Here is a 14,721-nt window from a genome sequence, read left to right as displayed (position 1 = left end):
TCAGGTACTTAATTGTGGGGGGAAGTTGAATGGAAGAACAAAAATATAATGACCTCAAATTAGGCGAACGTGGTGCAATCATCAGTATTATTGCTTATATTTGTCTATCAATCATGAAGCTGGCTATCGGATACATAAGCGACTCAGCGGCCTTGAAAGCGGATGGGTTGAACAACACGACTGATATTATCGCGTCCGTTGCCGTACTGATCGGTTTAAGGCTAGCTCAAAGACCCCCCGATAAAGATCATGGTTATGGTCATTGGAAAAGTGAAACAATTGCATCGATGGTAGCTTCATTTATCATGTTTGCTGTTGGTGTACAAGTATTAATAGATGCAGTTGCTTCCATGCTTAAAGGTGGAAAGGAATCACCTGACATTATTGCCGGGTATGTAGGTGTTTTATCAGCAATAGCCATGTATTTTGTATACCGATATAATAAAAAGCTTGCTATGAAAATTAACAGTAAAGCCGTTATGGCAGCTTCGAAAGATAATATTTCCGATGCTTGGGTAAGTATGGGAACAGCTATAGGGATTTTTGGCTCCCAATTAAACATGCCTTGGCTTGATCCCCTTACTGCCATCATTGTTGGATTATTAATATGTAAAACAGCCTGGGATATATTCATTCAAGCCTCGCATGAACTTTCTGACGGATTTGATGAAAATAAAATTCATCTTTACAAGGATGTAATTACAAATGTGGATGGAGTCAAGGGGATAAAAGAAATTAAAGGGAGAAATTACGGGAATAATGAAGTGATTGATGTAGTGATCCTTGTCAATTCTACCTTGGATATTAAAGAAGCACATGATATAGCGACACATGTAGAGAAAGTGATGATGAAAGACCATGGAGTATATGATGTTCATGTCCATGTAGAGCCCAATTAATTCTCTTTTTTTATGAGCATTAATAAAAAAGGGGATAAATCTGCTTTACAAACATATAAATAATATGCAATCATTAATTCATTACATTGGAAGGAAAAGGTACCTTATACAATGAAGCAGTAATCTTATCAAATAAACAGTAAATCTGAATCAATTTCAATGGGTGTTATCTGTTCGTTATATTCAAATGAAAAAAACGCGTCACTTTGTTTGCTTACCAGATTTATTGGTGAGTAAAGTGAATTCACTTTTTCATTTGAACAAGAATCCTTTTAGATACCCATGTGAGATTTTTAATGATTATGTTTAGAGATGGGATTCGTCTGTTCGTTTATAGGTACTAATTCATATACAACTACTTTTTCTGTTATCAAATCAGATGAGGTATATTTGGTTTATGTATATTAATTTAGTAACAGGCGATCTCTCTCTAGAAAAATAGAGGGGGATTTTTCATGTTATTTTTAAAAGCGACTGATTTAAAGAAAAGCTACGCGAACCGTGAAGTTCTTTCTGTTGATTCACTTCATCTTTACAGTCATGACCGTGTTGGTTTGGTTGGCAGGAATGGCGAAGGTAAAACGACCTTGCTTTCTATACTCGCGGGCGTTAGGGAACCCGATACCGGTCATATAGAGAGCTATGGAACAATCAGCTATATCCCGCAAATAGAAGAAACCGAACAAGAAATAAGCGGGGTATTGAAGAGCATATGGAAACTGCCCAATGAGAATCAAGAAATCATAAGCGGCGGTGAACGTACTCGAAGAAAAATCGCTGCAGCTCTTTCTTCCAATGCGGATGTATTGATTGCGGATGAACCTACCAGCCATTTGGATTTATCCGGAATTGAACAATTGGAAAAGGATTTAAAGTCTTTTAATGGCGCTATTTTGCTTACTTCACATGATAAAGCATTCTTAAATCATCTGTGTACAACAATATGGGAAGTTGAGCAAGGCAAGGTAACTGCATATGAAGGGAATTACGAAGCGTATATCAAACAGAAGCAAGCAAAAAAAGAAAAGGAAAATAAGCAATATGAAGAGTATACCCGCGAAAAGAATCGGTTGAAACAAGCTGCACAAAACCTCCAAGCCAAATCCGATTCAATTAGGAAAGCCCCTAAACGAATGGGTAATTCAGAAGCAAGGCTGCATAAACGGAGCTCCGGGAAACAGAAGGCGAAATTGAACCGTTCTGCTGAAGCGATTGAAACTCGAATCGAAAAATTAGCAAAAAAAGAAAAACCGAGGGAAGATCCCCCCATCATCTTTGATATTTCAGAATTTCCATCTTTGCATAGCAAAAGGGTCATTCGATTTAATGGCTGTTCCCTGAAAGTCGGATCAAGGGTGCTGAAACAACATATCTTTGGAGATGTCCCCTTAGCTTGCAGACTCGCCATCAATGGTCAAAATGGTTCAGGAAAAACGACTTTATTGAAAAAGATAGTGGAAAGGCACCCAGATTTATATGTTGCGAAGCCAGCAAAGATTGGATTTTTTGCCCAACAACAAGAAAATTTAAATGAAAGTAAAACGGTTCTTGACAATATATTGGAGGACAGTCCCTACAATCAAGCCTTTATTCGTACGTTATTATCACGATTAGCTTTTAAAGGAAATGACGTCCATAAACAAGTATCACTTTTAAGCGGTGGGGAACGTGTCAGGGCTTCCCTAGCAAAAGTTTTTTTGGGGAATTATAATGTACTGGTTTTGGATGAACCTACAAATTATCTGGACATTCATACTAAAGAGGCTTTAACCGAAGTGTTAAAAGCATATCCAGGAACGATCGTTTTTGTGACTCATGATCGTTCATTGATCCAATCGCTTGCAACACATTCACTTTCAATTGAAAATGAACCTCCGAGAGTAAGTGCTATCAATCAGGAATCAACAAAATCGGCTTCTCACAAGGATGATCATCAAGATAAAGATAAACAGGCTGAACTACTTATGATTGAAGTGCAAATAATCGAGACACTTGGGAAACTGTCCAGTGTTATGAAGGTAGAGGAAAAGGTGGAATTGGATAGGGAATACCTCCATCTATTGAACAAGAAAAAGGAGCTTGAAGGTTAAGTGCAACCCATTAAAGTCCCTTCTCAATCGAGAGGGGACTTTTACACTTGAAATACCAATAAAATGGATTAGTGAAAATTAATAAAGAAGATGGAAGATGTTATAATTAACCAAGTTTATGTAGAAGGGACTTATCTGGAATGAGATTCGATTAGAATTGATGACACTCAATGGGGGAAGGAAGTAAAGTGCGATGAATATCATTTCTCCGTATTTTGCCACTGATAGACTTGTGACCAAAACAACTGAAGATAACCAATATATAGGGGAATTAAGGTCCCTGCTCAAACTTCAGTAGGAGACCCTTCACTTGGTCCTTTTTTGAATGCCAATTATTATAAGCATTCCTAAGCATTCAGATTTTGCTCTCGTTTTCCGGTTTCTTTATGATTGCGTATGCTAGGTATCCTATTAAGCCCATAAATAATCCAGTGCCGCCTATAATATAAATCATTGTAAATACTTTTCCAAATGTTGTCTGCGGTTCAAAACTGGGATGCCCAACGGTACTAAGAGTTACAACACAGAAGTATAGGGATTCAATCACAGTCAGACCTTCCTGCTTAACATAGAAAATTGTACCGGAAAATAACATAACGAGGACCAATATGAAAAGAACCTGGAAGTTCTTCAATTTAAAGGCGGACCACAGAGCTTTTAGAAAACGTTTCAAGGTGAGGATAAATGAAATCATCGGTAATCGCTTTTCCTTTCGGTTCATTACAATTTAAGTAAAGTGAATGAGTAAATCTTAATATTCGAACTTGATCAGTTAATCATTCTACTATACAGGAATTCAGTTTGGATTGAAAAAAAACTTGTTTTTTTGATTTCGTTGTACTAAAAAAGTTGTAACCAATAGAAGAATGTGAGTAAGAAGGAGGACAATCATGAAACCGCGTATTACTGTCATTACATTAGGTGTGGATGATTTGGAAAAATCGCTGGAATTCTATCGGGATGGCCTGGGATTTCAAACAGAAGGAATAGTGGGCAAAGAATTTGAACATGGGGCCGTTGCCTTTTTCGACCTGCAAGAAGGCCTAAAACTTGCCATATGGAACCGAAAGGATATAGCTCATGAGGCCAAGGTTCCTTTGTCTCCGGCAAGTCCTTCTGAATTTACCATTGGTCACAACGTAGGAAGTAAAGAAGAAGTGAATATTGTGCTGGAAAAAGCCAAAAATGCTGGCGCGATCATAACCGACCCGGCACATGACACTTTCTGGGGAGGATATTCTGCACACTTTCAAGACCCTGATGGACACCTTTGGGAAGTCGTTTGGAATCCGCTGTGGGATGGTGTATAGAATCATGTTTAGAGAGCATTTTTTTCATACCTCAGATTAATTCTTCTATTTTAATACAAAAAAAATGTAGGCAAATCGAATTTCAATGAATTTGCCTACAGTATGAAACAAGTACTTTCCTAGGGGTTACGTGCTTGTTTTTTATTGATGAATTCTCTGCTTTTTGCAATCAATTCTTTATTTTTTTCAATCGCTTTGTTATTACTGTATTTCACCTGATTAACGGTCTCATTATCTTCCATGTATTCAAGAAGCAAGTCCACTGCTTTATCCATCAGTCTTTCGATGGGGATACCTCTTTCTTCAGCCAGATTAGCGAGTCTATTAGTCAAGTACGGATTGAGGGTAATGTTTATTGGTTTTCTCGTTTCAGAATTGATAGGCCGTTCCACCTTCAGTCTTTTAATCTATCATATACCTTTCATTGGGGTTAAACAAATATAGTGTTGGGAAATGTGCATGCTTGTGGTTCATTTTGGCCCCTCAATTCTGGAAATGAAAAGTGATTTCAAAAAAGAAAGCAGGAAATTGACAGTGATCAATTTCCTGCTTTTTTTTTTGTGCTTTTGCGGGATTCAAGAGCAGGGTTTGTACTTTTTTTATCAACAGCGAATATATAACAGCACTATTTATTCTAAGGTTTCAAAGTTTATAACACAAATCATATTTTCAATAAAAATATTGACATAATGAATATAACGTTATGATGTTTATTTATTGGAATTGTTTGTTTTTCCGGACTCTTAATTAAAAGGGGGAAAAGTTATTGAATAATTTTATGGGGTTACTCGAAATGAAAGTGCTTCCAGTTGCAAACAAAATTGGTTCACAAAGACATCTGCTGGCAATCAGGCACGGTGTTTTAGTAACACTCCCACTGACGATCATTGGCTCATTCTTTGTTATTTTATTGAATTTTCCAATCGATGGATATGACGAAGGAAGCGGAACATGAATTTGTTGCTGCACATAAAATCCAAACCGCATTGATTCAACAAGAAATAAATGGTGAGAAATTCGATATTCCAATGCTCTTGATCCATGCTCAAGATCACTTGATGACTTCCATGACAACAAAAGATTTAGCGATAGAAATCGTGGAATTACACGAGAAAACTCAAAAGAACTAACAATATTCAGGAGGTTGCTGCGGCAGCCTTTTTCTTATGTTCATAACGTGTGAACTTGCACGAGAAGGCGGCGATATATTTCTTCATGAAACTAAGCTAAATAATTATGGCAGATAAGGGTCACTCAAGATTAGGATTCTCCGAAAACTTAAATTATACTAAGGTTTGTGGCAGTAGCTATAGATACTGACACAGATAGTCATGATAGGAAAAAACAAACAACTAATTAGCAAGATCAAAGGGGAGAAAAACATGCAAAGAGTCAATCTAACTGAAGAGCTTAGTCTTTCACGCATTGTACACGGTATGTGGAGATTGGCAGATTGGAGAATTTCTGCCGAGGAAATCTTATCTCTTATTGAATATGGAATGGAACGGGGCATCACAACATATGATCATGCCGATATATATGGAAGTTATACGTGTGAGGAGAATTTTGGGAATGCACTTTCATTAAAGCCTTCTTTACGCGATAAAATGGAGATCGTTACGAAATGTGGCATCGTTCTCCAATCAGAAAACCGTCCTTCCAATAAAAGTCACCATTACGATACAAGTAAAAGCCATGTCATAAAGTCTGTTGAACAATCACTTATGAATCTTAAAACGGATTATATTGATCTATTACTTATCCATCGTCCGGATCCCCTGATGGACCCGGCGGAAACGGCTGAGGCGTTTAATCAATTGAAGGAATCAGGGAAGGTCCGAAACTTTGGAGTATCGAACTTCAAAAAACCGCAATGGGATATGCTTCAATCTTATCTAGAATATCCGCTTGTGACGAATCAGCTGGAGCTTTCTGCATACAATCTTGAAAACTTCGAAGATGGAACCTTGAACTTATGTCAGGAAAAAGGCGTTGCGCCGATGGCATGGTCACCGCTTGCAGGAGGAAGCATCTTTGAGGAGTCGAATGAAAAGGCTGTCCGCTTAAGAAAAACGTTAGAAATCGTGAAAGAAGAAATCGGTGCCAATGGAATAGATGAAGTGATGTATGCATGGCTATTGAAACATCCCGCAAAAATCATACCAATCGTTGGATCCGGTAAGAAAGAACGGTTGGACAGCGCCATAGATTCACTAAACTTAAGCATGGAAAAAGAGCAATGGTTTAACATATTCACAAGCTCGATGGGACATGATATTCCGTAATGAATTGTACCGTTTAACAAGAAACCTTGCCTTCATTAATGGGGACCTCCGTAAAGAGGTCCCCATTCTTAAATTTCAAACAATGACGAGATGGACTTTCACTTTTCAAACAAAATGATTTTTGGTGAATTTTTTTTAGTGCTAATTTATGGATACGAAAAGGTTAAAAGGGATTTAATGGAAGGTATTCATGTCCTATCTTCTGGACTTTCAGATAATCCTTGCTCAATACCTACTATTTGTCTCTCACTAACAGTGGTCTTTGTGAATTATAAATAAGGATTATGTATTGTCTCTTTATATCTTTTGATATTTTAAAAATTGTATCAAGTTGGTTAATAAGTAATATAATGAGGCTTTTATGCATATAAAGAAAAAACACTATCCAGATTGTTTAATTAAAATTCAAAACATAAACAATCAATGTTCTCTTAATAGTCCATACAGCAAATCCTTACACCGCTTGTGCTTTTATTGTGAGAATTAAGAAAAATGATAGGTAGAAGGTGACGAATATGGAAGCAATCGTCCTAGCTGCTGGATATTCCAGCCGAGCGAATGCATTTAAAATGACTTTGCCGATGGGGCAAATGAGCGTGTTGGAGCAAACGATCTCTAAATTTGAAGGATTATGCAGCAGGGTCATCGTCGTAGCTGGATTTCAAGCGAAAATCATCCAAGAGGAAATTATCAAAATCATCAGTGAAAATGCCTATTCATTTCAGATCAAGTTTGTTTATAATGAAAACTTTAACCAGGGAATGTTTCATTCCATTCAAAAGGGCTGCAGCGAAGTAAATGCCCCAACCTTCTTTATAACACCCGGCGATTGTCCGCTTGTAAAAAAAGAAACTATTCAGCTACTAGCAAAACACAAAGGAAACGTGGTTATTCCCAGCTTTGACTATAAAGGCGGCCATCCCATTAAATTATCAAGCGAAGTGAAACAGAAAATTCTCGAAACCAATCCAGAAAGTAATTTGCGTGTGGTCCTGGGCGGTTACGAAAAGCAATACATGAATGTAGATGATGCGGGAGTATTAATGGATGTTGATACACCGGAGGATTACCAAAAAGCCATTGATTATGATAATGCTTTAAATTTCTCGAAGTAAAAATAAAATTAAAAACTACGAAAATCTTGAATAGAAATGAATCATAAAAGTTCATTCTCATAGATAAAATCATAGGAAGAGGTTTCTATTCAGAATATGTCCCATTAAAAAAATGAGTCGAAGGGTGTTGTTGCAATGAATCTCAAAGACATAAGCACCTCAGTGCCCAAAAAGGACCATAAAGGTAAAGTATCGGGCCAGTTGCCCTATATTAGTGACGTGAAAGTGGAAAATATGGTTTATGGTGTTTTGTATCGATCGCCAATTGCTTATGGAAAAATCATATCCATTCAATTACCTAACCTTCCGGAAGGGTATGAAGCTGTTGGAGCAGAGCATATCCCCGGACCGAATTATGTCAAAATTATCAAAGAAGATCAGCCCATTTTTGCCAATGAGTGGGTCAATTATATTGGTGAGCCAATTCTCATGCTCACGGGCAAAGACCTGGATATCCTGTACAGATTATTAAATGAAGTGAAGGTTGAATTTGAAGAACATCAGGCTATCTATACATTGGACGAAGCGATCAAGCAAAAATCAGTATCCTTAGTTTTGGCAAGCTATGAATTTGGGGAAAGCTTAGAAAACATTTCAGCTATCGAGCAGGGAGCCCATCAAATCATCGAAGAAGAATATGATACGGGTTATCAGGAGCATGTCTATCTTGAGCCGCAAGGAATGCTCGCCGTTTATAAGGATGATGAAATTGTCGTCCAGGGATCGATGCAATGTCTTTATTATATAAAAAATGCATTGCTAAGCGCATTAGCCTGTGGTGACGATGAAGTCAGAGTTGTTCAAAGTCCTACCGGCGGAGGTTTTGGCGGCAAAGAAGATTATCCTTCTATGATGGCTTGTCACGTAGCCGTTGCCGCAAGAGCAGTCAAAAAATCGGTAATGCTCGTGTTCGACCGTTCTGAGGATATGCTGGTAACGACGAAAAGGCATCCGGCCAAACTCAAATATCGGACGGCCCTTGATAAGGAAGGTAATATTTTGAGCATGTGTGTTGACATCTTTCTCGATGGAGGGGCAAATGTGGGATTGAGCTCTGTCGTGCTGCAGCGCGCATTAATAAACAGTGCCGGTGTTTATAAAATTCCGCATTTTCATGCAAAAGGCTTTGTCTTAAAAACCAATACCGTTCCGAACGGCGCCTTCAGAGGCTTTGGTGCTCCCCAAAGCTTTGCCGGAATCGAAAGTCATATTGGACATCTTAGTAAACTGGCAAAAATCGACCCGCTTGAATATAAACGAAAATACCTCGTCAAACAAGGAGACCCCACCATCACCAAAGGTAAATTCCGCGACCCGATATTAGTGGAAGAAATGATTGAGGACGTACTCAACGTGTCAGAATACAAAAAGAAAAAAGAAGACTTTCAGCGCTTAAATCAACAAAATCAGCGCTATAAAAAAGGCATAGGAACTTCGCTGTTCCTCCACGGCTGTGGATTTACTGGCAGTGGCGAAAGAGATCATATTAAAGCAAAGGTGAAACTGGTTAAATCAAAGGACGACCAGGTATCACTAAAAATCTCAAACTCTGATATGGGACAAGGTATTTTGACGACGTTGTGTAAAATTGTCGCCAAAGAACTTAACCTCCCGTTCGAAGATATTTTGTACCCTTATCCCGACACAAAAGAGGTGCCCGACTCGGGTCCGACCGTAGCTTCCAGGACGACGATGATTGTCGGAAAATTGCTTGAACGGGCCGCAAAAAAACTTAAGAATCAGTGGCAAACAGGGGTGGAACAGGAAGTAGTTGAGCACTATGTTCACCGTGAAATGATTCCTTGGGACGAGAAAACCTTCACTGGAGATGCCTACCCGGCTTATTCATGGGGCGTTAATATTGTTGAAGTAGAAGTTGATACGTTAACAGGTAATTTAAAGTTAGAAAAAGTATACGGCAATTATGAAGTTGGGAAGGTCATCGATGAACGGATTATGAAAGGCCAAATTGACGGTGGTTTGGCTCAAGGGCTAGCATACGGTTATCTAGAAAAGATGACGTCAAAACAAGGTAGAATCCAACAAAAAAGCATATCGGATTATGGACCGCCGACTTCATTGGATGTTGTTTCAATTGAAAGCAAGGTCTTTGATAACCCCTATGCTGACGGTCCATACGGGGCGAAGGGCGCAGGTGAATTGACTTTAATCGGAGGCGCTCCAGCAGTCCAAGCGGCGATTGAGGATGCCCTGCACACTTCTTTTCAGCAAATTCCGATTACACCGGAAGCCATTATTGAAAGTCTTTGGATGAAAGAAGGTGAAGAGGGTTGATTAAATTCACACTAAATGGAAGAACGGTAGAAACTGACGCCCCTGCTACAGCAAGATTACTAGATTTATTAAGAGATGAGTTTGAGTTAATCGGAACAAAGGAAGGCTGTGGTGAAGGGGAGTGCGGAGCCTGCAGTGTTTTTGTGAATAACCTCCTGCAAAACAGCTGCCTTATTCCAATTGGCTCGATTGCTGGTGCCGATATTCAAACGATCGAAGGCATCATTGAAACGGAACAATTTAAAATTTTAGATGAAAGCTATTCCATCGCCGGGGGAGTGCAATGCGGCTATTGCATACCGGGAATGATTATGGCAAGTGCAGCTTTGTTATCTGAAAATCCTCATCCTTCAGAGGCTGAAATTCGTGAGGGCATCTCCGGAAATCTGTGCCGATGTACGGGCTACAATATGATTGTTGAGGCGATTAACCTAGCAGCTAAAAAAGGTGATGGCTTATGATAGAGAAAATAATAGCGTATCGCTTCGAGCGTTTAGACGAAACTTTGAGCCAATTGAATAGAGAAGATTGTGTAATCATGGCCGGAGGCACCGATGTTATGGTTCTTCACAAAAGTAGAAGGGGAGTACCTCCAAAAATCCCTAAACCGATTGTTTTTATTAATCATCTTTCCGAATTAAAGCAGGTGTATCAACATCACAAGGATCTCCACATCGGGGCCTGCTGTACCTATAGTGAATTACTTGAAAATCCGTTGATTCCTTTTGCTTTAAAGAATGCAATTAAAACAATAGCTGCCCCGGCAATTAGAAACCGGGGAACATTAGGCGGTAATATTTGCAACGCCTCTCCAGCCGGTGACATGCTTCCTTTATTATATGTATACAATGCAAAGCTTCTGTTGCGCTCCGTAAATGGTGATCGCATGGTTGCGATCAGCGATTTCATTCAAGGTCCACGACAGGTTCAACGCTTTCACAATGAAATAGTAACGGAGATTATTCTGCCGTTCGTATTAGGAGATTCACATGTTGTTTTCGAGAAAGTCGGCAACCGCAACGCAGATGCCATTGCCAAAGTATCGTTTGCGGGTTTCGTCCGGATAAGCAAAGATCGAATCGATGACATTCGATTTGCCTTCGGGGCGGTCGGACCAACGATTGTTCGTTCCATTGATATTGAGAAGAAGCTGGTTGGAAAAACGATACCATTAGCCGATGCAGACATCGCTGAAATTGTGGCAGCCTTCGAAAAGATCATTAGACCAATCGACGATCAGCGCTCCACTGCGGCTTACAGAAAAACCGTTGCGTTACATCTTTTACGTTATTTTCTTAGCATGAAGCAATATCAACCGAATTAATGTTTAAAGATAGGGGGGAGCTTTATATGCAGCTGATGGAAAAAGTGGCCATGCTGACGCGTCAAAACGAAACCTTTGCTTTAGCCATGATTATTGAATCAAAGGGCTCGACTCCCAGGCATGTTGGAAAAATGATTGTCTACCGGGATGGTACCATTGAAGGGACTGTCGGAGGGGGCTTGGCTGAACACTATGTGATCGAAGATAGTGTAAAGGCGATCCAAAATGGCCAATCGAAAATCGTTGAATATAAATTGAATAAACATGCAAAAGACGGAATTCAGATGAATTGTGGCGGCACGTTACGGGTCTTTATTGAAGTCTATACAAGCAGGCCTGAACTCATTCTGGCTGGGGCCGGTCATTTAGGCCATGCGTTGGCAAAGCTCGCTGATTTCCTCGAATATCCTTATTGCATTGTCGATGATCGCGTTGGTTATTGTACAAAGGAACGCTTTCCGAATGCGGCAAACCTTTTTGTGAACGAGGATATTGGAAAGGCTTTGCTCGCAGCCAACCTTAATGAAAAATCATATGTGGTAATTGTTACAAAAGATTGTGATGATATTGTATTAAAAACGGCTCTGCAATTTCCGATTGCATATGTTGGGATGGTAGCCAGTAAACGCAAGGTCATAAGCATATTTGAAAAGTTAAAAAGTGAAGGGGTCACGCAAGAACAGTTGGAGCAGGTCCATTCTCCAATCGGATTGGAAATTGACTCGGAAACATCAGAAGAAATTGCCATCAGTATTATCGGACAAATCATCAAATTAAGCAAGGAAAAAAAGCCTGTAAAAGTGAAACAATTAAATAGATAAGTAGAAAGGTCAGATAAAGCTAAAATCAAAATGTCTAATAGACAATGGGGTCAGTCACCGCTGTGTTAAAGTATTAACACAGTGGGACTGACCTTTTTTCTTGATAAAGGCTAGAAGCAGTCCCTTGCTCTTCAGAGTGGGCTTTTTGTCGTTTTGATTAATTCATTAATATGGTAGGAATATTTTACTTTATATGCTACTACTATCATACTATACACAAAGGAAAATTTCGGGAGGGATTTTGTATGGGGATATTAGATGGACTTATGGGAAACGGGTTCTGGTGCAAAGATTACATACATTGGAAAGAGGGATATAGATTCCTATAGAATCAGCTCTTATCAGCCATTCCGAATAGTGATGAATGAACTTCACTTGATTTTGGACAGACTTGTTCTGTAAAGTAAGCTGTCCTTTTTTAATGATATGCATCGCTCTATGGATGAGAGTGCATAACATAAGTTGAAATGATAGCTGATAAGTAGTGCAAGTATCCAAAAGCAAATTTAACCTGAAGAAAAGAAGTGAATGAAATGGCTGAGCCTTTAAAGGATTTATATAATGAAACGTTCATTCGTGAATTCAGTGAAAAAGTAAGAGGCGTGTATCCTTCTTTTTCTACTGAATCGTTCATTGGGAAAGTTATGGATGAGCATTGGAACGAAAGAAAGTTAAAGGAACGAATTAGACATATTTCGATTATTCTTGGAAAGCATCTCCCAAGTGATTATCAAGAGGCTTTGGATATTTTGTATCGGCTTGATAAGGATTGTGAAGGGTTTAGATATTTATTTTTCCCGGATTTTGTAGAGGTACATGGATTGAATAAGAAAGATTGGCCATTATCGCTAGATGCGTTGGAGCGTTTTACTGCAGGGTCATCCTCCGAATTTGCCATCCGTGCTTTTATCTTGCTTGATCCCGTTTTAATGATCGAGAAGGTGAAGGAATGGACCAATCATGATGATGAGCATGTCCGCAGGCTGGCAAGTGAGGGGTGCAGGCCCAGGTTACCTTGGGGCCAAGCTTTACCGATGTTCAAATCCGATCCCGCACCAGTCTTGGAATTACTTGAGAACCTGAAAAATGATCCATCCCTATATGTTCGCAAAAGTGTGGCCAATAACTTGAATGATATTGCCAAAGACCATTCCAAAACCGTAATAGAAACTGCCAAGCGCTGGTATGAAAGCGGAGAACCCAACACGATTTGGATTGTCCGTCGGGGATGCCGGACCCTTGTTCGGCAAGCAGATCCAGAAGTCCTTTCATTATTTGGATACACGGATATATTGAATAATCCGAATATCATTACAAATGCATTTATTAGAAATGAACCAGACTCGATTTTTATTGGGGAAACCAGTGAGCTTCATTTCAGGTTTCAAGTGGACGCGAAGAATACGGCGAAACTTCGTATTGAGTACGCCATCGATTTTGTAAAAGCCAATCAGAAAACTTCCCGTAAAATTTTCCTTTTGGCTGATAGGGATTTTTCACATGGTGAAGGGGTTGAAAGAGTGAGGATTCACAATTGGAAAGACCTGACGACACGTCGACATTACATGGGAATCCACCGAATATCACTCCTAGTAAATGGTGTGGAAGTTGCCGAAACGCATGTCAAACTAAATGATGGAAGATAAAGGATATTGAAAGGCGTGGGAGATCTTAATTTACAGGAATACCAGCACTTATAACTGACAAACGAGGACCCTGAGAGTTCCTCGTTTTTAACTTTTTCATGATAGTGAAACATGGTAAAATTACTTTTTACTTTATCTAATTACACTTTAAAAAGCAATCAAATCCAAAAAGTTGGATAGCTCCGATTACTGCGCAAATTATTAATTAACAATGCCAGTAAAACGATTAACACGGCACCAGCTAAAACAGGCGTAAATAAATAACTCCAGCTATACTGGCCAAGCATGACTACAAGCGGGTCTGCCCCAGCTGGCGGGTGCGTCGTTTTTGTCAGCATCATCACCGCAATTGCTAATCCCACAGCCAAGCCGATTGCCCAAGGTTCATCGCCAAAAAAATGAAAGGAAGCTAAACCTACGAATGTTGAAACAAAATGGCCGCCAATAATATTTCGCGGCTGTGATAATGGAGCGTTCCAAAGACCGAACGCCAGTACACAGCTGGCGCCAAATGGAGCCATTAACCACACTGTTGATGTTATTTTTGTTAAGAGAATTAAAGCGAATATAGTTAAAAATCCCCCAAACAGTCCCGTTATCGCGTCCTTTACATTTATCTGTAAAGGGCTTCTTCCTTTTCCCTTCATCTTAGATAAATAACGGATATGAAAAAAGCGTTTTTCTTTATGTCTCGCTACTGAAATACGGTCCAAAATGCCCCCTCCTTATTTATATAATTAGACTTTACATGAAATAAATTAACCTGTCAAAACCATTTTTAAAGGTTAGTTTGAAAATCCATAAAAAAAGCCAACTTATATAAGTTGTCTACAGTTTTTTGGGGCTTGTACAAATTTTGACGTTGATTTCCACTTCAGGCACTCGCTTTCCGCGGGCGGTCCGGGAGCCTCCTCGGCGCACTTGCGCCTGTGGGGT

At 39.4% G+C, this 14,721-nt stretch carries 14 protein-coding genes and 2 pseudogenes; 12 read left to right on the top strand and 4 right to left on the bottom strand.

The window, feature by feature from the left end; all coding sequences use genetic code 11:
* The first annotated feature begins 29 nt into the window (after window positions 1–29).
* Window positions 30–899, top strand: a complete 870-nt coding sequence (locus tag ACIQ0C_RS25240) for a cation diffusion facilitator family transporter (protein ID WP_403065198.1) — start codon at window positions 30–32, stop codon at window positions 897–899.
* Between the two features lie 455 nt (window positions 900–1,354).
* Window positions 1,355–2,989 (top strand): ribosomal protection-like ABC-F family protein, encoded by a 1,635-nt coding sequence (gene abc-f / locus ACIQ0C_RS25235; protein WP_403065195.1) that lies wholly within the window; start codon window positions 1,355–1,357, stop codon window positions 2,987–2,989.
* Window positions 2,990–3,344: 355 nt separating this feature from the next.
* Here the strand turns inward: abc-f and ACIQ0C_RS25230 are convergent, their stop codons facing one another.
* Window positions 3,345–3,584 carry a potassium channel family protein gene (locus tag ACIQ0C_RS25230; RefSeq protein WP_403065265.1) on the bottom strand — a complete coding sequence of 80 codons (240 nt, stop codon included), beginning with the start codon at window positions 3,582–3,584 and terminating at the stop codon, window positions 3,345–3,347.
* A gap of 295 nt (window positions 3,585–3,879) precedes the next feature.
* Here ACIQ0C_RS25230 and ACIQ0C_RS25225 point away from each other — a divergent pair, with 295 nt between their 5' ends.
* Window positions 3,880–4,299 (top strand): VOC family protein, encoded by a 420-nt coding sequence (locus tag ACIQ0C_RS25225; protein ID WP_403065192.1) that lies wholly within the window; start codon window positions 3,880–3,882, stop codon window positions 4,297–4,299.
* A 119-nt stretch (window positions 4,300–4,418) separates the two neighbouring features.
* Here the strand turns inward: ACIQ0C_RS25225 and ACIQ0C_RS25220 are convergent, their stop codons facing one another.
* Window positions 4,419–4,691, bottom strand: a complete 273-nt coding sequence (locus ACIQ0C_RS25220; RefSeq protein WP_403065189.1) for a ribbon-helix-helix domain-containing protein — start codon at window positions 4,689–4,691, stop codon at window positions 4,419–4,421.
* A gap of 374 nt (window positions 4,692–5,065) precedes the next feature.
* Between ACIQ0C_RS25220 and ACIQ0C_RS25215 the strand changes: the two are divergent.
* The 8 genes and pseudogenes from ACIQ0C_RS25215 to ACIQ0C_RS25180 all read left to right on the top strand — a co-directional run.
* Window positions 5,066–5,239: pseudogene (locus tag ACIQ0C_RS25215) on the top strand (PTS transporter subunit EIIC); the annotation flags it as partial.
* Window positions 5,226–5,429, top strand: a complete 204-nt coding sequence (locus ACIQ0C_RS25210; protein ID WP_403065186.1) for a PTS sugar transporter subunit IIA — start codon at window positions 5,226–5,228, stop codon at window positions 5,427–5,429. The pseudogene ACIQ0C_RS25215 and the gene ACIQ0C_RS25210, both read left to right, overlap by 14 nt.
* Before the next feature lie 252 nt (window positions 5,430–5,681).
* Window positions 5,682–6,584, top strand: coding sequence for an aldo/keto reductase (locus ACIQ0C_RS25205; RefSeq protein WP_403065183.1), 903 nt, complete (start codon window positions 5,682–5,684; stop codon window positions 6,582–6,584).
* 515 nt (window positions 6,585–7,099) lie between these two features.
* On the top strand, window positions 7,100–7,699 hold the full coding sequence (locus ACIQ0C_RS25200; protein ID WP_403065180.1) for a nucleotidyltransferase family protein: 600 nt from the start codon (window positions 7,100–7,102) through the stop codon (window positions 7,697–7,699).
* Window positions 7,700–7,834: 135 nt separating this feature from the next.
* Window positions 7,835–9,994: a xanthine dehydrogenase family protein molybdopterin-binding subunit gene (locus tag ACIQ0C_RS25195; RefSeq protein ID WP_403065177.1), complete on the top strand. Its 2,160-nt coding sequence runs from the start codon at window positions 7,835–7,837 to the stop codon at window positions 9,992–9,994.
* On the top strand, window positions 9,991–10,455 hold the full coding sequence (locus ACIQ0C_RS25190; protein WP_034312987.1) for a (2Fe-2S)-binding protein: 465 nt from the start codon (window positions 9,991–9,993) through the stop codon (window positions 10,453–10,455). The genes ACIQ0C_RS25195 and ACIQ0C_RS25190 overlap by 4 nt, the downstream gene beginning before the upstream one ends.
* Window positions 10,452–11,318 carry an FAD binding domain-containing protein gene (locus ACIQ0C_RS25185; RefSeq protein ID WP_403065174.1) on the top strand — a complete coding sequence of 289 codons (867 nt, stop codon included), beginning with the start codon at window positions 10,452–10,454 and terminating at the stop codon, window positions 11,316–11,318. The genes ACIQ0C_RS25190 and ACIQ0C_RS25185 overlap by 4 nt, the downstream gene beginning before the upstream one ends.
* Window positions 11,319–11,344: 26 nt before the next feature.
* On the top strand, window positions 11,345–12,139 hold the full coding sequence (locus ACIQ0C_RS25180; protein WP_057276140.1) for an XdhC family protein: 795 nt from the start codon (window positions 11,345–11,347) through the stop codon (window positions 12,137–12,139).
* Between the two features lie 331 nt (window positions 12,140–12,470).
* On the opposite strand, the pseudogene ACIQ0C_RS25175 reads toward ACIQ0C_RS25180, so the two are convergent.
* Window positions 12,471–12,574: pseudogene (locus ACIQ0C_RS25175) on the bottom strand (IS6 family transposase); the annotation flags it as partial.
* A gap of 98 nt (window positions 12,575–12,672) precedes the next feature.
* Between ACIQ0C_RS25175 and ACIQ0C_RS25170 the strand changes: the two are divergent.
* On the top strand, window positions 12,673–13,785 hold the full coding sequence (locus tag ACIQ0C_RS25170) for a DNA alkylation repair protein (RefSeq protein WP_403065169.1): 1,113 nt from the start codon (window positions 12,673–12,675) through the stop codon (window positions 13,783–13,785).
* 158 nt (window positions 13,786–13,943) lie between these two features.
* Here ACIQ0C_RS25170 and ACIQ0C_RS25165 read toward each other — a convergent pair whose 3' ends face one another.
* Window positions 13,944–14,498, bottom strand: a complete 555-nt coding sequence (locus ACIQ0C_RS25165) for an HPP family protein (RefSeq protein ID WP_403065166.1) — start codon at window positions 14,496–14,498, stop codon at window positions 13,944–13,946.
* Window positions 14,499–14,721 lie beyond the last annotated feature (223 nt).

Source organism: Peribacillus sp. NPDC096448, from assembly GCF_044762675.1.
In the GTDB taxonomy this organism is placed as follows: domain Bacteria; phylum Bacillota; class Bacilli; order Bacillales; family DSM-1321; genus Peribacillus; species Peribacillus frigoritolerans_B.
This window is presented reverse-complemented; position numbering and strand designations above follow the sequence as displayed.